At 72.5% G+C, this 19,449-nt stretch carries 17 protein-coding genes; 11 read left to right on the top strand and 6 right to left on the bottom strand.

The annotated features are described in order from the left end of the window. Nucleotides 1-18: 18 nt before the first annotated feature. Nucleotides 19-2,553 carry an ATP-dependent helicase HrpB gene (gene hrpB, locus PS271_RS05710; RefSeq protein WP_398380629.1) on the bottom strand — a complete coding sequence of 845 codons (2,535 nt, stop codon included), beginning with the start codon at nt 2,551-2,553 and terminating at the stop codon, nt 19-21. A gap of 77 nt (nt 2,554-2,630) precedes the next feature. Further along, nucleotides 2,631-3,434: a class I SAM-dependent methyltransferase gene (locus PS271_RS05705; protein ID WP_398380627.1), complete on the bottom strand. Its 804-nt coding sequence runs from the start codon at nt 3,432-3,434 to the stop codon at nt 2,631-2,633. Between the two features lie 443 nt (nt 3,435-3,877). On the opposite strand from PS271_RS05705, the gene rpsA reads away from it, so the two are divergent. The 7 genes from rpsA to PS271_RS05670 all read left to right on the top strand — a co-directional run bounded on the left by rpsA (nt 3,878) and on the right by PS271_RS05670 (nt 9,429). Beyond that, on the top strand, nt 3,878-5,380 hold the full coding sequence (gene rpsA, locus PS271_RS05700; RefSeq protein ID WP_058044905.1) for a 30S ribosomal protein S1: 1,503 nt from the start codon (nt 3,878-3,880) through the stop codon (nt 5,378-5,380). Nucleotides 5,381-5,567: 187 nt separating this feature from the next. Beyond that, nucleotides 5,568-6,512 (top strand): PAC2 family protein, encoded by a 945-nt coding sequence (locus PS271_RS05695; RefSeq protein ID WP_398380625.1) that lies wholly within the window; start codon nt 5,568-5,570, stop codon nt 6,510-6,512. A 25-nt stretch (nt 6,513-6,537) separates the two neighbouring features. Beyond that, nucleotides 6,538-7,143 (top strand): dephospho-CoA kinase, encoded by a 606-nt coding sequence (coaE, locus tag PS271_RS05690; protein WP_398380623.1) that lies wholly within the window; start codon nt 6,538-6,540, stop codon nt 7,141-7,143. Nucleotides 7,144-7,404: 261 nt separating this feature from the next. Next, nucleotides 7,405-7,995: a hypothetical protein gene (locus tag PS271_RS05685; protein WP_398380621.1), complete on the top strand. Its 591-nt coding sequence runs from the start codon at nt 7,405-7,407 to the stop codon at nt 7,993-7,995. A gap of 9 nt (nt 7,996-8,004) precedes the next feature. Further along, nucleotides 8,005-8,325, top strand: a complete 321-nt coding sequence (locus PS271_RS05680) for a WXG100 family type VII secretion target (RefSeq protein WP_398380619.1) — start codon at nt 8,005-8,007, stop codon at nt 8,323-8,325. Continuing rightward, nucleotides 8,322-9,053, top strand: coding sequence for a hypothetical protein (locus PS271_RS05675; RefSeq protein ID WP_398380618.1), 732 nt, complete (start codon nt 8,322-8,324; stop codon nt 9,051-9,053). Before PS271_RS05680 ends, PS271_RS05675 begins: the two co-directional genes overlap by 4 nt. A 25-nt stretch (nt 9,054-9,078) precedes the next feature. Further along, nucleotides 9,079-9,429, top strand: a complete 351-nt coding sequence (locus PS271_RS05670) for an HMG-box domain-containing protein (protein ID WP_398380617.1) — start codon at nt 9,079-9,081, stop codon at nt 9,427-9,429. A gap of 84 nt (nt 9,430-9,513) precedes the next feature. Here PS271_RS05670 and PS271_RS05665 read toward each other — a convergent pair whose 3' ends face one another. From PS271_RS05665 to PS271_RS05650, 4 genes are all read right to left on the bottom strand, one after another. Next, complete coding sequence (locus PS271_RS05665; protein WP_398380615.1) at nt 9,514-9,828, bottom strand: DUF6343 family protein; 315 nt, start codon at nt 9,826-9,828, stop codon at nt 9,514-9,516. Nucleotides 9,829-9,927: 99 nt separating this feature from the next. After that, nucleotides 9,928-11,358, bottom strand: coding sequence for a WGR domain-containing protein (locus PS271_RS05660; protein WP_398380613.1), 1,431 nt, complete (start codon nt 11,356-11,358; stop codon nt 9,928-9,930). A 125-nt stretch (nt 11,359-11,483) separates the two neighbouring features. Beyond that, nucleotides 11,484-12,065, bottom strand: a complete 582-nt coding sequence (locus PS271_RS05655) for a methylated-DNA--[protein]-cysteine S-methyltransferase (protein WP_398380612.1) — start codon at nt 12,063-12,065, stop codon at nt 11,484-11,486. 123 nt (nt 12,066-12,188) lie between these two features. Further along, nucleotides 12,189-13,154, bottom strand: a complete 966-nt coding sequence (locus PS271_RS05650; RefSeq protein WP_398380610.1) for a glycerophosphodiester phosphodiesterase — start codon at nt 13,152-13,154, stop codon at nt 12,189-12,191. A 224-nt stretch (nt 13,155-13,378) separates the two neighbouring features. On the opposite strand from PS271_RS05650, the gene uvrB reads away from it, so the two are divergent. From uvrB to PS271_RS05630, 4 genes are all read left to right on the top strand, one after another. After that, nucleotides 13,379-15,523 carry an excinuclease ABC subunit UvrB gene (gene uvrB, locus PS271_RS05645; RefSeq protein WP_398380608.1) on the top strand — a complete coding sequence of 715 codons (2,145 nt, stop codon included), beginning with the start codon at nt 13,379-13,381 and terminating at the stop codon, nt 15,521-15,523. A gap of 187 nt (nt 15,524-15,710) precedes the next feature. Beyond that, a complete protein-coding gene (locus tag PS271_RS05640; RefSeq protein ID WP_398380606.1) occupies nt 15,711-16,289 on the top strand; it encodes a TerD family protein in 579 nt (192 codons plus the stop codon). Between the two features lie 107 nt (nt 16,290-16,396). After that, nucleotides 16,397-18,271, top strand: coding sequence for a TerD family protein (locus tag PS271_RS05635; protein WP_398380604.1), 1,875 nt, complete (start codon nt 16,397-16,399; stop codon nt 18,269-18,271). 111 nt (nt 18,272-18,382) lie between these two features. Then, nucleotides 18,383-19,417 (top strand): TerC family protein, encoded by a 1,035-nt coding sequence (locus tag PS271_RS05630; protein ID WP_398380602.1) that lies wholly within the window; start codon nt 18,383-18,385, stop codon nt 19,415-19,417. The last annotated feature ends 32 nt before the right edge of the window (nt 19,418-19,449 follow it).

Genomic DNA, 19,449 nt, shown 5'->3' with positions numbered 1-19,449 from the left:
CGCTCGCCGCCGTACCCCTCAGTGCCCGCCCGTCGCCCGGCGGGTCGGAAGGGCCGCGGTCGGGTCCTCCGGCCAAGGGTGGCGGGGGTAGCGGCCCCGTAGTTCCGCCCGCACCGCGCGGTAGCCGTCGCGCCAGAACGACGCCAGGTCCGCCGTGACCGCCGCGGGCCGCCCCGCGGGCGACAGCAGGTGGACCAGCACCGGGACCCGCCCGCCCGCGAGCCGCGGCGCCTCTTGCCAGCCGAACAGCTCCTGAAGCTTCACGGCCAGTACCGGCTGCCCGCCCCCGTAGTCCACCCGGATCCGGGACCCGCTCGGCACCCGGATCCGCTCCGGAGCCAGCTCCTCCAGCCGCGCCGCGTCACCGGACGCCCACGGCAGGAGCCGCTCCAGCATCCGCCCGCCGTCCAGCCGCTCCAGGTCGGCCCGCCGCCGCGCCCGGCCGAGCTCCAGCCCCAGCCAGTCGTCCAGCCGCTCCAGCAGCGCGGCGTCGGAGACGTCAGGCCACGGCTCGCCCAGCTCCCGGTGCAGGAACGCCAGCCGCTGCCGCAGCCCCGCCCCGTCGGCCGTCCAGCGCAGCAGCGCCAGGCCCTCCCGCCGCAGCCCGTCCTCCAGCGCCGCCCGTACGAGCCCGGGGCCGGGCTCCGGCAGCGGACGGGAGGCCAGCTCGACCGCACCGAGCCGCTCGACCCGCCGCGCCACGACGTCCCGCCGCTCCTCGGACCAGCCGACCTCCTCGCCCTCCGCGTACAGCGCCCCCGCGGCCGCCCGCGCCGTGCCCTCGTCGATCACCGCGCCGAGCAGCACCCGCGCCGAGGCCGCCGCGACCGGCCGGTCGGCGACGGCCACTGCCAGCCAGGGCGCGCTCCGCAGCCGCGACCCGTCCCCGAGCTGCGCCCCCGTGCCGGACACCATGAGATACGCGCCCTCGCCGCGCAGCCGGGCCACCCGCTCCGGGTAGGCGAGCGCGGTGACGAGCCCCGCGACGGCGTCGTCCGACAGCGCGCCCGAAGCGCCCGCCCCGCCGCCCTCCTCCAGCACGCCCTTCAGCGCACTCTCCAGCCGCCGCGCCTCTGTACGCCACCGCGCGCCGTACGCGTCCCCGCCGCGCCGCGCCGTGCGCCAGGCCGCCGCCAGATCGTCCCCGTACTCCCGCGGCGGTTCCTCGCTCAGCAAGGCGACCACTTCCGCCGCACGGCGCGCACCGGCCTCACCGGCCCCGTCCAGGAGGGCGCGCGCGAGCCGCGGATGCACCCCCAGCCGCGCCATGCGCCGCCCTCGCTCGGTGACCCGGCCGTCCGCCGACACCGCGCCCGTGGCCGTCAGCACTTCGCGGGCCGCGGCCATCGCACCGACCGGCGGCGGGTCGAGCAGGGCCAGCCCGGATGCGCCGGGGTCGCCCCAGCACGCCGCCTGGAGTGCGAAGGCCGTCAGATCGGCCACGAGGATCTCCGCCGCCGGGAACCCCGGCAGCCGCACGTCGTCGGCCTCCGACCAGCAGCGGTACACCGCCCCGGGCGCCTCGCGCCCCGCCCGCCCGGCCCGCTGCCGTCCCGCGGCCCGCGAAGCCCGTACGGTCGTGAGCGCGCTCAGCCCGCGCGCGTGATCGGTACGGGGCTCGCGGGCCAGCCCCGCGTCCACCACGACCCGCACCCCGGGCACCGTCAGGCTCGACTCCGCCACCGACGTCGCCAGGACCACCCGCCGCCCCCCGGACGAGCCCGCCAGCACCGCGTCCTGCACGGCGGCCGGAGCCCGCCCGTGCACCTGGAGCACCTCGGCCCCCAGCGCCTCCGCGCCGCCCAGCCGGCCCGCCACGCGCGCGATCTCCCCGACGCCGGGCAGAAAGCACAGGACGTCCCCCTCCCGCTCCCGCAGCGCCCGCCGCACCACCGCGGCGACGTGCTCCAGCAGGGCCGGGTCCACCCGCATCCCGTGCGGCGGCCGCACGGGCCGCTCCGGCGGCGCCCACACGACCTCGACCGGGTGCGAGACGCCCTCCGCCGTCACCACGGGCGCATCGCCCAGCAGCCGGGCCCAGCCCTCGGCGTCCGTCGTCGCGGACGCCGCCACCAGCCGCAGCTCGGGCCGCAGGGCAGCCCGTACGTCCAGGAGGAAGGCGGCCGCGGTGTCCGCGTCGAGGTGCCGCTCGTGGCACTCGTCCAGCACCACCGTGCCCACGCCCGCGAGCTCGGGATCGCGCTGCAACCGCTGGAGCAGCACACCGGTCGTCACGACCTCGACCACCGTCCGCGGCCCCACCCGCCGCTCCCCGCGCACGGTGAAGCCCACCCGCTCGCCCACGCCCTCCCCGAGCAGCCACGCCATGCGCCGCGCCGCGGCCCGCGCGGCGATCCGGCGCGGCTCGGCCACCACGACGCGCTGCCGCGGCCCGTCCCCGACGAGCCCGGCGAGGACCAGCGGCACGAGCGTGGTCTTGCCCGTGCCGGGCGGCGCGCACAGCACCGCCGCGCCGTGCGTGCCGAGCGCACGGTCGAGGGCGGGCAGGGCGGAACGGACGGGTAGCCGGTCGAGGGCGTCGCTGTGGATCACAGCCCAAGTCTCACCCAGGCGTCCGGATGCCTGTCCGGAGGACCTGCGCCGGTCACCGCACCCGGCGCGTGAGGGATCTAGTCGCGGTCGCAGACGAAGATCGCCGTACCGGGGATGAGATTCCCCCGCAGCGGAGACCAGCCGCCCCACTCCTGCGTGTTCCAGGCGGGCCACTCGGGCTCGACCAGGTCGGTGAGCCGGAAGCCGGCCGCGACGACGTCCCGCACGCGGTCACCGAGCGTGCGGTGGTGCTCCACGTAGATGGCGCGGCCCTGCTCGTCCTGCTCCACGTAGGGCGTGCGGTCGAAGTAGGAGGCCGCGACGGAGAGGCCCTCGGGGCCCGGCTCGTCGGGGAACGCCCAGCGTATGGGGTGGGTGACGGAGAAGACCCAGCGTCCGCCGGGCCGCAGCACGCGCCGGACCTCGCGCATCACGCGCACCGGGTCCGCGACGAAGGGCACGGCCCCGTAGGCGGAGCAGGCCAGGTCGAAGGAGCCGTCGGCGAAGGGGAGGGCGCCCGCGTCGGCCTCGACGAGGGGGATGTCCCCGCCGATGCGCAGGGCGTGCTGGAGCTGGCGGTGGGAGAGGTCCAGGGCCACCGGGCGGGCGCCCTGCGCGGCGAGCCAGCGCGAGCACTGGGCGGCGCCGGCCCCGATCTCCAGGACGTCGAGCCCCTTGAGGCCGTCCGCCGGGCCCAGCAGGCCGGCCTCGGCCTCGTCGAGCCCCTCGGGGCCCCAGACGAAGCGGTCGTCGCCGAGGAAGGCGCCGTGCTCGGTCTGGTACTCGTCGGCGTTGCGGTCCCACCAGCCGCGGCTGGCCCGGCTGCTCTCGGTCTCGCCCGTGACGCGCCGGGTCGCTTCCGGTTCGTACTCGTGGATCATCGGCGGTCGTGCCCCCGGCAGTAGTGTGGTGCGGCCCGGACGGGCCGCTGCGGTGTGCGGCCGGGGGCGGCGAGACGCCCGGGCGAGGTGCCCGGAAGAGGCGCTCGGCGCGGCGAGGCGCTCGCGTGCCGGCAGCCCCGCAGCCTCGCCAAACATAAGTTGTGCCCGATATGACGGCATTCGTCCCGGGTGTGCGCCTTCGCGCATTGACCGTGCCCGGCTGCCCCCGTATGCTACAAGTTGCGCTGCGGGCCTGCGCGCCTCAGACGGAGCAGGCCGCGCTCGCACTTGTTGTATGTCCCCTCGGTTGTACGAGGCGCGTACGGCGGTCCCCGGATCGCCGGATTGCGCGTCTCCAAGGCTGTCCGGCTTCGGCGGTGCGATACGGGCTCTCGGCGTAGCAGTACCTACGACTCAATGTCCGTACCGGAGCCCTTTCCCACATGACGAGCAGCACCGAGACCACCGCCACCACCCCGCAGGTTGCGGTCAACGACATCGGTAACGAGGAAGCCTTCCTCGCCGCGATCGACGAGACGATCAAGTACTTCAACGACGGCGACATCGTCGACGGCGTCATCGTGAAGGTCGACCGGGACGAGGTCCTGCTCGACATCGGTTACAAGACCGAGGGTGTTATCCCCTCTCGCGAGCTCTCGATCAAGCACGACGTCGACCCGAACGAGGTCGTCAAGGTCGGCGACGAGATCGAGGCCCTGGTTCTCCAGAAGGAGGACAAGGAAGGCCGCCTGATCCTCTCGAAGAAGCGCGCCCAGTACGAGCGCGCCTGGGGCACCATCGAGAAGATCAAGGAAGAGGACGGGATCGTCACCGGTACCGTCATCGAGGTCGTCAAGGGTGGTCTCATCCTCGACATCGGCCTCCGTGGCTTCCTCCCGGCCTCCCTGGTCGAGATGCGCCGCGTCCGCGACCTTCAGCCCTACGTGGGCAAGGAGCTCGAGGCCAAGATCATCGAGCTGGACAAGAACCGCAACAACGTGGTCCTGTCCCGCCGTGCCTGGCTGGAGCAGACCCAGAGCGAGGTCCGCCAGACCTTCCTCACCACCCTGCAGAAGGGTCAGGTGCGCTCCGGCGTCGTCTCCTCCATCGTCAACTTCGGTGCCTTCGTGGACCTGGGCGGCGTCGACGGTCTCGTCCACGTCTCCGAGCTGTCCTGGAAGCACATCGACCACCCGTCCGAGGTCGTCGAGGTCGGCCAGGAGGTCACGGTCGAGGTCCTGGACGTCGACATGGACCGCGAGCGCGTCTCCCTGTCGCTCAAGGCCACCCAGGAAGACCCGTGGCAGCAGTTCGCCCGGACCCACCAGATCGGTCAGGTCGTCCCGGGTAAGGTCACCAAGCTCGTTCCCTTCGGTGCGTTCGTGCGCGTCGACGAGGGCATCGAGGGCCTGGTCCACATCTCCGAGCTGGCCGAGCGCCACGTGGAGATCCCGGAGCAGGTCGTCCAGGTCAACGACGAGATCTTCGTCAAGGTCATCGACATCGACCTCGAGCGCCGCCGCATCAGCCTCTCGCTGAAGCAGGCCAACGAGTCCTTCGGTGCCGACCCGTCCGTGGTCGAGTTCGACCCGACCCTGTACGGCATGGCCGCGTCCTACGACGACCAGGGCAACTACATCTACCCCGAGGGCTTCGACCCCGAGGCCAACGACTGGCTGCCGGGCTACGAGAAGCAGCGCGAGGAGTGGGAGCGCCAGTACGCCGAGGCGCAGCAGCGCTTCGAGCAGCACCAGGCGCAGGTCATCAAGTCCCGCGAGGCGGACGCCGAGGCTGCGGCCGAGGGTGCTCAGGCTGCCCCGCAGGCCGGTGGCGCCCAGGTCTCCGGCGGCTCGTACTCCTCGGAGTCGGCCGACAACTCCGGCGCCCTGGCGTCGGACGAGGCGCTGGCCGCCCTCCGCGAGAAGCTCGCCGGCGGCCAGAGCTGAGGCTCTGCACCACGGCAGCTGACAGCTGACTGAGTAAGGCCCGTTCCCCTTGGGGAGCGGGCCTTACTCGTGCTGTCGTTCCGTCATGCGAGATGCGCCGGCGGCCGCCGGTCCGATCCGGAAGGCGGGAATGGCCGGGCCCTCCGGGCGCGTTCCCCGGTACGGAACATGAGGAGGAGCGGTCACTGTGTTGGATCCGCAGGGTTTGTACGAATGGGAGCCCAAGGGGCTCGCCGTGGCCGACCTGGCCCTGGCCCAGGAGACGGCCGGCCTGGTCATGCTCTATCACTTCGACGGCTACATCGACGCGGGGGAGACCGGCGAGCTGATCGTCTCGCGGCTCCTGGACACCCTGCCGCACCAGGTCGTGGCCCGCTTCGACCACGACCGGCTCATCGACTACCGGGCCCGCCGGCCGCTGCTCACCTTCCAGCGGGACCGCTGGAGCGCCTACGAGACCCCGGCGATCGAGCTGCGCGTCGTCCAGGACGCGACGGGCGCGCCCTTCCTGCTGCTGTCCGGCCCCGAGCCGGACGTGGAGTGGGAGCGGTTCGCCGCCGCGGTCGGGCAGCTGGTCGAGCGGCTCGGCGTGCGGCTGTCCGTCAACTTCCACGGCATCCCCATGGGCGTCCCCCACACCCGCCCCGTCGGCATCACCCCGCACGGCAACCGCACCGATCTGATGCCCGGTCACCGCAGCTTCTTCGACGAGGCGCAGGTGCCGGGGAGCGCCGAGGCCCTCGTCGAGTACCGCCTGGCGGAGGCCGGCCACGCCGTCCTGGGCGTCGCCGCCCACGTCCCGCACTACGTCGCCCGCTCGCCCTACCCGGATGCCGCCCTCACCGCCCTCGAAGCGGTCACGGCCGCCACCGGCCTGGTGCTGCCCAACGCCGCGCACGCCCTGCGGTCGGAGGCGCTGCGCACCCAGGAGGAGATCGAGCGGCAGATCGCCGAGGGCGACGACGAGCTCGTGACGCTCGTCCGCGGTCTTGAGCACCAGTACGACGCGGTGTCCGGCGCGGAGACCCGCGGCAACCTCGTCGCCGAGCCCGTCGAGCTGCCCTCCGCCGACGAACTGGGCGCGGAGTTCGAGCGCTTCCTCGCCGACAGGGAGGGCGACAGCGGTCACTGACCGCCCGCCCTATACCGTGGGGCCCATGCTGAGAGTGGGCCTCACGGGCGGAATCGGAGCCGGCAAGAGCGAGGTGGCGCGGCTGCTCGCGTCGTACGGCGCGGTGATCGTGGACTCCGACCGGATCGCGCGCGAAGTCGTCGAGCCGGGCACGCCCGGACTGGCCGCGGTCGTCGCCGAGTTCGGTGCCGCGGTCCTCACCCCCGAGGGCGCGCTCGACCGGCCCGCACTGGGCGCGATCGTCTTCGCCGACCCCGACCGCCTCGCCGCCCTCAACGCCATCGTGCACCCCCTCGTCCGGGCCCGCTCCGCCGAACTGGAAGCCGCCGCGGCCCCGGACGCCGTCGTCGTCCACGACGTCCCCCTCCTCGCCGAGAACGGCCTGGCCCCCCTCTACGACCTGGTCCTCGTCGTCGACGCCGGCACCGACACCCGCCTGGACCGCCTGGTCCGCCTCCGCGGCATGACCCCCGACGAGGCCCGCGCCCGCATGGCCGCCCAGGCCACCCGCGAGGCCCGGCTCGCCGTCGCCGACATCGTCATCGACAACGACGGCCCGGTCGAGGCGCTGGAACGGCAGGTGGCGAAGGTCTGGGAGGACCTGCGCGAGCGCAGCGCGGGTGGCCGCTAGGACCCCGTACTTGGTGTTCCCTCGAACGGGACCTGACCCTCGGGACGCCGTCCGGAGCGTGCCACCGTCACATGAGGCGACACCTTGGTCATCACGGCTGTTAGCCCTATCGGGTGAGCGTCGGCGGGGCCTGAGCCGGCCGTGGGGGCAGGTGGGACAAGGGCTTGGGGCCGGCGCACGTGGTGCGTGGCGCGCTTTCGTGTGACGGTCAGTTGTTGCTGTGTGCATAAGGTCCCCTCATCCGATGTGAGGAGACCTTTTATGGCCGTGCCCGAGTTAGCCGCCACGAGCCCCTTCACCGCGCTGCCTGCGCCGCGCATACTGCCGCGCCTCGCCGGTGTCGGCATCGTTGTGCTTTCGCTGGCCTGCATGGGGTTCATGGCCCGTCAGGCGGAAAAGTCGGCCGGGTTCGTGGCGAACAAGGGCACGCTGGTCGTGAAGCGGTGTGAGGAGAGCCGGGCTTACGGCGGGCACCGTTCCTCAGATGCGTACGACGTCTGCTTCGGCTCTTTCCACGCGGACAGCGGCCGGGTCGTGCGGGACGGCGCCGGGCTCCGCGGCTGGTATGCCGCGGGCGAGAAGGTGCGGGTCTATCGCGAGGGACACCGCTATCAGCCGGTCAGCTGGCGGTTCTTCTGGGGGCGGCTGGCTTTCTTCTTCGCCGGGCTGATGATGGTCGCTTTCGGCGTGATGACCACGGTGGTCGGCTACGGCGCGAGGACCGCCGGGGAGATCAGGGCCTCGTGGGAGGCGCTGCGCCGGAAGTCCGCAGGGCCGTACGTCTCCTGGCTGCTCCGGGCCGGCGGCGCCGGGACCGCCGCGTGCGCCGTGCTGGCGCTCGTCGGGTCCTGAGGAGGAATCGTGGATCTGAGGGTCGAGCCCGGACAGCTCGAAGCGTTTGCGCGGCAGGTCGGCCGGGGTGCCGAGGACATGCGGGAGGTCCTGGCGTACGCCCGGCGGCATACCGTTCTGCCGCCGGGGGCAGCCGGGTTGTACGGAGAGACGCGCGTCTTGCACGACGCCTTGCGCAGCAATGTCCTGAGCGCTGTGAAGCGTATGGCCGAAGTCCTGCAGAGTTCCTCGGAGGAACTGGCCGCGGCGGCCGTCTACTACCGTCGTACCGATCGCGGCTCTGCCGCCGCATTCGACGCACTCGCCGGGCGAAAGGGAGGCGAACGGTGACGGGTTTCGCCGACGTGGTCGAGCCGGCCGCGTATCTCGTCCCGCCCGCAACACCCGCGGACTACGTCGATCCGCTGGAGCCGTTCAACGTGGTGGCGGATTTCCTCAGTCCGAACCAATGGCTCCTCAAAATGACCGAGTTGATTACCGGGACCGATCCGGTGAAGTGGGTCGGCGAGAAACTCGCCGGCGACTGGAAGTCCTATGCCGCGTGCGCCTCCGCTTGGGAGGCAATGGGGCACGCCTGTGACGCGATCGCCCGCAATCTCCGTTCCGGCAATGTACGCATCGACGCCGTCTGGGACGGAAACGCCGCCGGATCGGCTGCCCAGTACTTCGCGACTCTGCACGCAAATCTTGAGGCGTTCCACGGCTCCTTCGACGCAATGGGCACCGAATACCTCGCCATTGCCAGGTCGGTCACCTTCGCCGGGGCGGGCATCGCCGACTGCCTCACGGCGATGCTCGATGCGCTGATCACCACCTCCATCGAGGTCGCCGCCTCGGCCGCCACGGGCGGTGGCGCCGCAGCCGTGGCCGCCGCGCTGGGCACCCAGGAGCTGATGACCATCCTGAGGGAGTGGGAGCACATGAACGAGTTCTTCAGCGCGGCCCAGACGGCGATGCACGCCGGCAGCGCCGCACTGATCCGGACCGGTGCGGAAGCCCTGACCGCGCTCAACACGTTCCCCGTGCCGCGCACGGCCTACGACCACCCCGCGGTCTGAGACGGGAAGGGCAGGAGGGGAACGCGTGAGTGACGTGCATGACGCGAGCGAGCAGTACGTGGGATTCGAAGAGTTCGTGACCCGCGGACGCAGCGCCGACCGGGCGCGCGCCCTCCACGGGGCGCTGCAGCGACTCGCCACCGGCAGCGCCGGCGACGTACTTCAGGAGATGGCCCGCGACGTGCTCACCGGCCGGGTCGGCCTGCGGGACGCCGTGCGCGTCGGGGCGTACGCCGAGGCCCTGGGCGAGGGCACGCGGGCCCTGCGGACGGCATGGCAGGCCCTGCCGGAAGAGGAACGCGCGCGGTACGTGGAAGAGGCCCGGCGCGCGCTCGCGGCGCGCGGGGGCGACGGGGACGCGCCGTCCCTGTACTGACCGCCCGCCTCCCCCTCCTCCCCAGCCTCCGGAGGGGGAGGGCATGGGGGGCGGTGGGGTGCCACGGATCCGGGCCCGGGTCCGCTACGGATCCGGTCCGCGCCCGTCGTCCGCCGGGCTCCGGTGCTCCCAGGGATCCCGGCGGTCGCTGACCGGCCGGTACGGCGGGACGTCCCGGCCGGGCTGGAAGTGCGGGCCCTGCCGGATGTGCCGGATCACCAGAGTGAGGTCGAGGGCCGTCACAGCGACCAGCACCCCGCAGGCCAGGGCCCAGCCGGGGTGGCCGGTGATCGCGAAGAGCACGGTCCCCGTGACGGCCCAGAACAGGCCCCAGGAGGCCAGCCCGCAGCGCAGCCGCAGGGGGCTGCGGGCCGTGGCGGGTTCGTTGCCGGTACGCATGGCGATGCACCTCTGCCTCCAGGATCCACCCGGACGGGTGAAGGACGCCGCCCGGCCGGTCCGCCGGGCTCAGGCCGGGCGCCCTCAGGCCGGTCGCTCTCAGATCAGGCGCCGGATCTCGCCCCGCACGCGGTAGAAGCCGCCGGCCGCGGGCGCGAGGGCGTCGATGACGTAGCGGGCGCCGGCCTCGCGTATGTGCCGGGGGAACTGGACCTTCCAGCTGGGGTCGTAGCCCTCGGAGACGACGTGGACCCGCAGCCGGCCGCCCTCCTGGACGCACTCGACGACGACGCCCGTCGCGGGCGCGGCGCTCACCGTGGCGAGGGTGCGGGACGGGGTGTACGTGGGCACGGCCGCGGCCGACTTGACGTCCACGGGCACCGGGACGTTGCCCGCCTGCGCCGCGGCGACCGCGCCGTCACTGGCGTCGACGCAGACCAGCGCGCCGTCCGTGGTGACCATGTACAGCTTCTCGTTCAGGTACTGCATGGAGAGCGCCGAGCCGCCGCCCGTGCCGAGCTTCCACAGCCGGGTGCCGTCCGCCGCGAAGCAGTACACCGACGACGAGGAGTCGCCCGCGAAGACGTAGCGGCCGCCGGGGGAGGTGGCGCAGGAGTAGACCACGGTGTCGCACGGGTAGGTGGCTTCGACGGCGCCCGTGGCCTTGGACAGGCGCTGGACGACCCGGCGGTTGGTGCCGGCGTAGACGGCGTGGTCCTCCTGCCAGCCGAACAGCACCGCGCCGGACGTGGGGGTGTGCCACAGCTCGCCGCTGCCGTCCTGGGCGTAGGCGGTCACGCCGTGCGCGTGGCCGTGGTAGACGGCGCGTTCGTCGCGGCGGACCATCCAGGCGTGGTCGCCGCTGCTGTTGCGCGACCACTGGTGCTCGTCTTCGTGGTCGATGACGGTCAGCCTGCCGTTGCGATCGGCCACGTCGAGGACGCCCTCGCGGATGTCGAGCCAGAAGATGTCGACGTCGGAGGAGATCTCGTAGGCGGCGAAGGGCAGCTTGGAGGACAGGTCGTAGACCGTGCCGTCGTCGCACCCGGCGTAGATCCAGAAGTCGTCCGCGACCAGGCACTTGACGCCGGCGGGCAGCTGGTAGCGGGCGAGCACCTCGCCGTCGTGGCCGAGGGTGTGGACGTGCCCCGCCTGGTTGCCCACCCAGCAGCGGTCCTCGTCCACGTGGATGCCGAAGGCGGCGGAGCCGGTGTCGAAGCGCCACAGCACCGGCGCCACGGCCCGCGCGGTCGACGGCGCGGAGGAGACCTGGCGGTGCGTCACCGGGCGGGCGGCGCGCTGCCCGGCCACGGCCGGGGCGTAGCCCTTGCGGACCTTCTCGCCGACCTTCTTCGCCGCTGCCGCCCGGGCCTTCTCCGCGGTCGGGAACGAGGACGTCTGGCTCTGGCCCGGGGCGCCGATGCGGCCGTAGCGGACCGTGACGGCCGTGCCGGCGACGGTGACCTCGTAGAACTTGTGCGCCCCGCCGCCGTCCTGCGAAAGCTCCAGGTACGTCGTCTCTCCCGCCATGGCAAAGCCCCTCTTCCCCGTCCGTCGGCCACGCCGGCCGATCTCCGTGCCGAGCACGCTAGGGGCTGCCACTGACAATCAGCGCTCGCTCACCTGCCCGAGCGCCACGGCCAACAGACGAACCGTTAGAAAAGGGGCTCGGGAAGCACACCTTCGAGGGACAGGAGCGCGCGCTTGATCTCCAGCCCGCTGCCGAACCCGCCCAGGCCGCCGTTGCTCTCGATGACGCGGTGGCACGGCACGACGACCGGGAGCGGATTGCTGCCCATGGCGACGCCCACGGCCCGGGCCGCCCCGCGCTCGCCGACGCGGTCGGCCAGGTCCTGGTAGCTGACCACGGTCCCGTACGGGACGCCGGCGGCCAGCTCGCGCAGCACGCGGCGGTTGAACCCGGAGGTCAGCGACCAGTCCAGCGGGACCGAGAAGGTCTCCCGGCGGCCCGTGAAATAGGCCGTGAGCTCGGCCGACGCCCGGTCGAGGACCTCCTGTGCGGCGCACGGCCCGCTCGCCGGGCCGGTACCCATGCGGCGCGTGAGGCCGGCCACGGCCTCCGCCGTCTCCGCCGCACCGGCGCGGAAGACCACCTGGAGCAGCCCCCGGGGCGTCGCGGCGATCCCCAGCGGGCCGATGGAGGCGCCGACCGTCGCCCACGCCCACTCCTGCGGCCGGGGCGGCGCGGCCGCAGCGGCCGTTTCCAGGTCCATCATGAGGCCAGCGTAGGCCGTCCGGGGGATCCGCCGGGTCCGGACCGCACAAGTGATCCACGATCATGCGAGCAGGCAGGTCTCCGGCGGAGCCGGGCGCAGGCCTCGGCCTGAGGCCGGAGCCCGCTAGAACCCCAGGAAGCTCAGGAACGACAGGGGGTCGTCGTCCTCGTCCTCCTGCTCGTCCGCCGCCCCTTCCAAGGCCTCCTCGATCACCTGCGGGGCGTTGCTGATGATCCCGTCGACCCCCATGCGCGCCAGCGCCACGGCCCGGTCGCCGTTGTCCACCGTCCACGCGGACACCTCCAGTGGCCGCCCGTGCGCTCCCCGTACGGCGTGCACCGCCCGCACGTAGGCGGCGGTGACGCTCTTGTGGCTCGGGTTGACCTGGTCGGCGAACGCCGCGTACGAGCGCAGCTCCGAGGGCTTCGGAGCGCCCAGGAAGCCCGTCTTCACGTCCGGCCGCACGCGGTGGAAGGCCTTGAGGGAGGGCGCGCTGAAGGACTGCACGACGAGGGCGCTGCGCACGTGCCGGGCGTTGAGCCACCCGGCGCGCTGCAGCTCGGCCGCCAGCTGCCGCTCGATGCCCGGGTACAGCTCGGGCGCCTTGACCTCCAGCAGCAGCTTCTGCCGGTTGTGGTCCACGCGCTGGAGGTAGCGCCGCAGCGTGGGCACTCGCTCGCCGGCGAACCTGCGGTCGTACCAGCTGCCCGCGTCGAGCTTCTGGAGCTCGGCGAGCGTGAAGTCGGCGATCTTCCAGGGGGCACGGCCGGGGAAGCGCCGTCTGACGTCGGTGGTGCGCTCCAGGGTGGTGTCGTGCATGACGATCAGGGCGCCGTCCTTGGTGCGCTGCACGTCGTTCTCCACCCAGGTGATCCCCAGGTCGGCCGCCTCGTCGATCGAGGCCAGCGTGTTCTCCGGGGCCCGGACCGGCACCCCGCGGTGGCCGATCGCCAGCGGCGTGCCCGCCCGCAAGGTCTTCGTGGCGGGTGCGGCCTCCAGGGCGGCCCCGGCCGGGGGAGCGGCGGCGAGGAGGAGCGCGGACAGGCCGAGCAGCGCGCTGGTCACGGCGGAGACGGGGCGGATGCGCATGGGGGCTCCTCGCGGCGGCTGGACACGGACGGTCGCGGACGCCCGGGGCGCCCCGACCCCTGGTGTACGGGATGGGCCTGCCTCAGACAAGTACGCGACGGGAGCGTGCCGGGCGCACGCCGACGGGTGTTCTTCGCCGGATCGCCGCCTGCCGTTCGCCCCGGGAACAGGGGCCGGACGGCGGGTGTCCGGCCGTTGTCAGTGGCGGGTCGTACCGTGGTCCCATGCGGCCCGTATCGAAGATCGAACGCAAGGTGGCACCTTTCGAGGTCGTCAGCCCCTTCCAGCCCAGCGGTGACCAGCCCGCGGCCATCGCCGAGCTGGAGCGACGCATCCGCGCAGGTGAGAAGGACGTCGTCCTCCTCGGTGCCACCGGCACCGGCAAGTCCGCGACCACCGCGTGGATGATCGAGAAGCTCCAGCGGCCGACGCTCGTCATGGCGCCGAACAAGACCCTGGCGGCCCAGCTCGCCAATGAGTTCCGCGAGCTCCTGCCCAACAACGCCGTCGAATACTTCGTCTCGTACTACGACTACTACCAGCCCGAGGCGTACGTTCCGCAGTCGGACACGTACATCGAGAAGGATTCCTCGATCAATGAGGAGGTGGAGCGGCTGCGCCACTCCGCCACCAACTCCCTGCTCACGCGGCGTGACGTCGTGGTGGTGGCCTCGGTCTCCTGCATCTACGGCCTGGGTACCCCCCAGGAGTACGTCGACCGCATGGTGCCGCTGAAGGTCGGCGAGGAGATCGACCGCGACGACCTCCTGCGCCGCTTCGTGGAGATCCAGTACACCCGCAACGACCTCGCGTTCACCCGCGGCACCTTCCGCGTCCGGGGCGACACCATCGAGATCTTCCCGGTCTACGAGGAGCTCGCCGTCCGCATCGAGATGTTCGGCGACGAGATCGAGGCGCTCTCCACGCTCCACCCCCTCACCGGAGAGGTCCTCTCCGAGGACCAGGAGCTGTACGTCTTCCCCGCCAGCCACTACATCGCCGGTGCCGAGCGCATGGAGAAGGCCATCGCCGGCATCGAGAAGGAGCTGGAGGAGACCCTCGCCCGGATGGAGAAGCAGGGCAAGCTCCTGGAGGCGCAGCGGCTGCGCATGCGCACCACGTACGACATCGAGATGATGCGTCAGATCGGCTCCTGCTCCGGCATCGAGAACTACTCGCTGCACATGGACGACCGCGAGCCCGGCTCCCCGCCCAACACCCTCATGGACTACTTCCCGGAGGACTTCCTCCTCGTCATCGACGAGTCGCACGTCACCGTCCCGCAGATCGGCGCCATGTACGAGGGAGACGCCTCCCGCAAGCGCACGCTGGTCGAGCACGGCTTCCGGCTGCCGTCGGCCATGGACAACCGCCCGCTGAAGTGGGAGGAGTTCACCGAGCGCATCGGCCAGACGGTGTATCTGTCGGCCACGCCCGGCAAGTACGAGCTCTCGCGCTCCGACGGCTTCGTCGAGCAGATCATCCGCCCCACCGGCCTCGTCGACCCCGAGGTCGTCGTCAAGCCGACCGAGGGCCAGATCGACGACCTGGTGCACGAGATCCGCAAGCGCACCGAGAAGGACGAGCGGGTCCTGGTCACCACCCTCACCAAGAAGATGGCCGAGGACCTCACGGACTACTTCCTGGAGCTCGGCATCCAGGTCCGCTACCTCCACAGCGACGTCGACACCCTGCGCCGGGTGGAGCTGCTGCGCGAGCTCCGGGCCGGCGAGTACGACGTGCTGGTCGGCATCAACCTGCTGCGCGAGGGCCTCGACCTGCCCGAGGTGTCCCTCGTCGCCATCCTGGACGCCGACAAGGAGGGCTTCCTGCGCTCGGGGACGTCCCTCATCCAGACCATCGGCCGCGCCGCGCGCAACGTCTCCGGCCAGGTGCACATGTACGCCGACAAGGTCACCCCGGCCATGGAGAAGGCCATCGAGGAGACCAACCGCCGCCGGGCGAAGCAGATCGCGTACAACAAGGAGCGGGGCCTCGACCCCCAGCCCCTGCGCAAGAAGATCGGGGACATCGTCGCGACCCTCGCCCGCGAGGAGATCGACACGCAGGAGCTGCTGGGCTCGGGCTACCGCGACAAGGGCGCCAAGGGCAAGGCTCCGGTGCCCACCGCCCCTGTCGGCAAGGCGGCCGGCAAGGGGGCGAAGGCGGCCAAGGGCGCCAAGGCGAAGGGCGCCGTCGCGGTGACGGACAAGCCCGCCGCCGAACTGGCGCAGCAGATCGAGGACATGACCGACCGCATGCGGGCCGCGGCCGCGGAGCTGCAGTTCGAGGTCGCCGCCCGGCTGCGCGACGAGGTGAGCGAGCTCAAGAAGGAGCTGCGGCAGATGAAGGAGGCCGGGCTGGCCTGACGCACCGGGCCTCGGCCTCCGCACGCCTGACGCTCCGGCACCACCCGCCGCGGTGCCGCGGGCCGGATGTTGCAAGACCGCCACAAATCCCGCCCGGATTCGTGTGCGGTCCGGGTCCGTGCGTAGGGTCGGGGCGGAGGCCGTGCGGACGCCCGGCCCACGGGGATAGAACGAGAAGGGACTGCGCGTGACGGTCAACTTGTCCAAGGGCCAGGGCATCAGCCTGCAGAAGGCGGACGGGGGCACTCTGACCGCCGTGCGGATGGGGCTGGGCTGGCAGGCCGCCCCCCGCCGCGGACTGTTCGGGTCGCGCACGAGGGAGATCGACCTCGACGCTTCGGCGGTGCTGTTCGCCGGCGGCCAGCCGGTGGACGTGGTGTTCTTCCGCCACCTGGTCAGCGACGACGGCTCGGTCCGCCACACCGGTGACAACCTGGTCGGCGGCGCCGGCACCGGCGGCGACGACGAGGCCATCCTCGTCGACCTCCAGCGCGTTCCCGTGCACATCGACCAGATCGTCTTCACGGTGAACTCCTTCACCGGCCAGACGTTCTCCGAGGTGCAGAACGCCTTCTGCCGCCTCGTCGACGAGACCAACGGCCAGGAGCTCGCCCGCTACACCCTGGACGGCGGCGGCGCGTACACCGCGCAGATCATGGCGAAGGTGCACCGTTCCGGCAGCGGCTGGGCGATGACCGCCATCGGCACGCCGGCCAACGGCAAGACCTTCCAGGACCTCATGCCGTCGATCCTGCCGAGCCTGTAGGCACACGCGTCCTGACAGCACATCCCGGGCCCGGCGGAGAGCGCTTCCGCCGGGCCCGCGGGCACGACAAGCGCAGAACGAGCACGAACACCTAGGGGGCGCAAGCAATGACGGCCGAGCTGGTGCGGGGGCAGAACCACCCGCTGTCCGGGACCCGCTTGGAGATCCGGGTCTCCGCGGGAGGCCCCGTCATCGCGGGCGCCACGCTCGCCGGTGCGGACGGCACGGTGTCCGGCGCCGACCGCATCGCGCACCCCGCCTCCCACCGCCTGCCCGGCCTGGAGGTCTCCCGGCAGGCCGCGGCCGACCACCGGCTCGCCGTCGACCTGGACGCCCTCCCCGACGGCGTGCACCGGGTCCACGTGCTGCTCGCGCTCCCCACCGGAGCCGGCGGCCCCACCTCCTTCGGGGCGCTGGCCGCCCCGTTCGTCGCCGTCACCGAGCTCGACGGGGCGGAGATCGCCACGTACACGATCACGGACCTCGGCGCCGAGTCCGCCGTCGTCGCCGTGGAGCTGTACCGCAGGCAGGACGCCTGGAAGGTGCGCGCCGTCGGCCAGGGCTACGCGGGCGGCCTCGCCGCGATGCTCCAGGACCAGGGCCTGGAGCGGGCCCTGGAGACGGCCGCCGCCATCAACGAGGCCGTCACCCGCGGCATGGCCCGCGCCGTCGCGCCGCCGCCCCCGCGCACGGCTCCGGACGCCGCGCCCCCGCGCCCCGCCCCGGAGCCGGCGCCGCAGCGCCCCGCGGCCGGGAGCGGGCCCGTCGACTACCGCCACCCCCGCCGCGCCACCGCCACGCCCCCCGCGCCCGCCCCGGCCGCCCCGCCCGCCGAGCCCGGGCAGCCGCCGCGCCCCGTGGCCGGCGACGCCAACGGCTGGACCATGGACGAGCGGCTCTACAACCAGGTGTGGGGCATGTTCGAGGACCTGGCCCGCTCCGCCGCCGCCTACCGCAGCGCCGTCGACTTCGCGGAGTCCCGCCTGGAACAGGAGCTCGACAAGGTGCTCTCCGACCCGGCCACCCGGGTCGGCCCCGCCGCCGACGCGGCCCGCGCGGAGGCCCGCGCCCGGCAGGCGAGCCTGGTGGAGCAGGCCCGCGCCGTCCTCGACCGGGACCTGACCCAGCTCACCGCCGAAGCCGAGGTCGTCGAGCACGCCCTGCCGCCCGCCTTCGCCCGCTGGGACAACCCCGTCTGGCACGGCTACCAGGTGCCGCTGGAGACCCCCATGGCCCTGCGCCTGGGCGATCTGCACCTGCCGGAGAGCACCGGCCTGCGCATCCCCATGCTGGTGCGGCTGCCCCTGGAGCGCGGCCTGTGGATCGACAGCGGCCGCCCCACCGGGTTCGAATCGGCGGTCCTGGACACCACCGAGCTGCGCCGCCTCGCCATGGAGACGGCGGTCGCCCACGCGGCGCGGCTGCTGGCCGTGTACCCGGTCGGGGACTTCACCGTGCACGTCATCGATCCGGCGGGCTCGGCCGGCACGGCCCTTGCGCCGCTGTTGCAGACCGGCGCGCTCAAGGAGCCGCCCGCGGCCGGGGCGCAAGGCGTCTCCACGCTGCTCCAGCGGCTGACGCGCCGCGTCGACCTGGTGCAGATGGCCGTGCGCAGCGGCGCCGCCGACTCCCTCCCGCCGGACGTGGACACCGCCGAGCAGCTGCTGATCGTCAACGACTTCCCGCACGGCTTCGACGACCGCGCGGTCAACCAGCTGCGCTACCTCGCGGACGAGGGCCCCTCCGTCGGGGTGCACCTGATGATGGTCGCCGACCGGGAGGACGCCCGCGGGTACGGGCCGGTGCTCGATCCGCTCTGGCGCGCCCTGCTGAGGATCACACCGGTCCCCGACGACCACCTCGCCGACCCGTGGGTCGGGCACACCTGGACGTACGAGCCGTCGCTCGTGCCGGCCGGCAGCGACGTCGTACGGCAGGTGCTGCAACGGGTGGGGCAGGCGCGGCAGGCATACGGCATTTAGCAGGTAAAGCGGCGCCGAGCTGGGCTTTTGGTATTTCCTTTACTGTTCCTTGGGTCTTCCTGTACCGTTTTGAGGACTGCCGTACGCCCCGTACGACGTACCGGAGGAACAGTGGACGTCTCCCTGACCCTGTGGGCGCTGACCATCCTTGGTCTCTGCGCCCTCGTCGCCGCCGACTTCTTCATCGGAGGCCGCAAGCCGCACGAGGTCTCCCTCAAGGAAGCCGGTATCTGGACGGCGGTCTGGGTCGCCCTGGCCGGCCTCTTCGGTCTCGGCCTGCTGGTCTTCGGCGGCGGACAGCCGGCCGGCGAGTTCTTCGCGGGCTTCATCACCGAGAAGTCGCTGAGCGTCGACAACCTCTTCGTCTTCGTCCTGATCATGGCGAAGTTCGCGGTGCCGCCGATCTACCAGCAGCGCGTCCTGATGGTCGGCGTGCTCATCGCCCTCGTGCTGCGGGCCGTGTTCATCGCCGGTGGCGCGGCGATCATCGCCAACTTCTCCTGGGTCTTCTACCTCTTCGGCGCCTTCCTGATCTGGACCGCCTGGAAGCTCATCCAGGAGGCGCGCGCCGGCGAGGAGGACGAAGAGTTCGAGGAGAATCGTTTCCTCAAGCTGGTCGAGAAGCGCTTCCCCTCCACCGACCGCTACCACGGCACCAAGCTCTTCGTCGTGGAGAACGGCAAGCGCCTGATGACGCCGATGCTGATCGTCATGCTGGCGATCGGCACCACCGACGTCCTCTTCGCCCTGGACTCGATCCCCGCGATCTTCGGCCTGACCCAGGACCCGTACATCGTCTTCACCGCCAACGCCTTCGCCCTCATGGGCCTGCGCCAGCTGTACTTCCTGATCGGCGGCCTGCTGAAGAAGCTCGTCCACCTCTCGTACGGCCTGTCGGTCATCCTCGGCTTCATCGGCGTCAAGCTCGTCCTGCACGCCCTGCACGAGAACGGCGTGGCCGTCCCGGAGATCAGCATCCCGGTGTCCCTCGGCGTCATCTGCGCGGTGCTGGTCGTCACCACCCTCACCAGCCTCCGTGCCTCGCGGAAGCAGGCGGAGGCGGACGCCCTGGCAGCCGAGGCCGCTCCGGAGGGCAAGGGCGACGCCGAGGGCGCGGGCGACGCCAAGGACGCCGCCCGCATCTGACGGCGCCGGCGCCGCGTGCCTCAGGAGGCCGT

The sequence above is a fragment of the Streptomyces sp. SCA2-17 genome (assembly GCF_044336695.1).
Note: the sequence above shows the minus strand (reverse complement) of the source record. Positions and strands in the feature narration are given on the sequence as shown.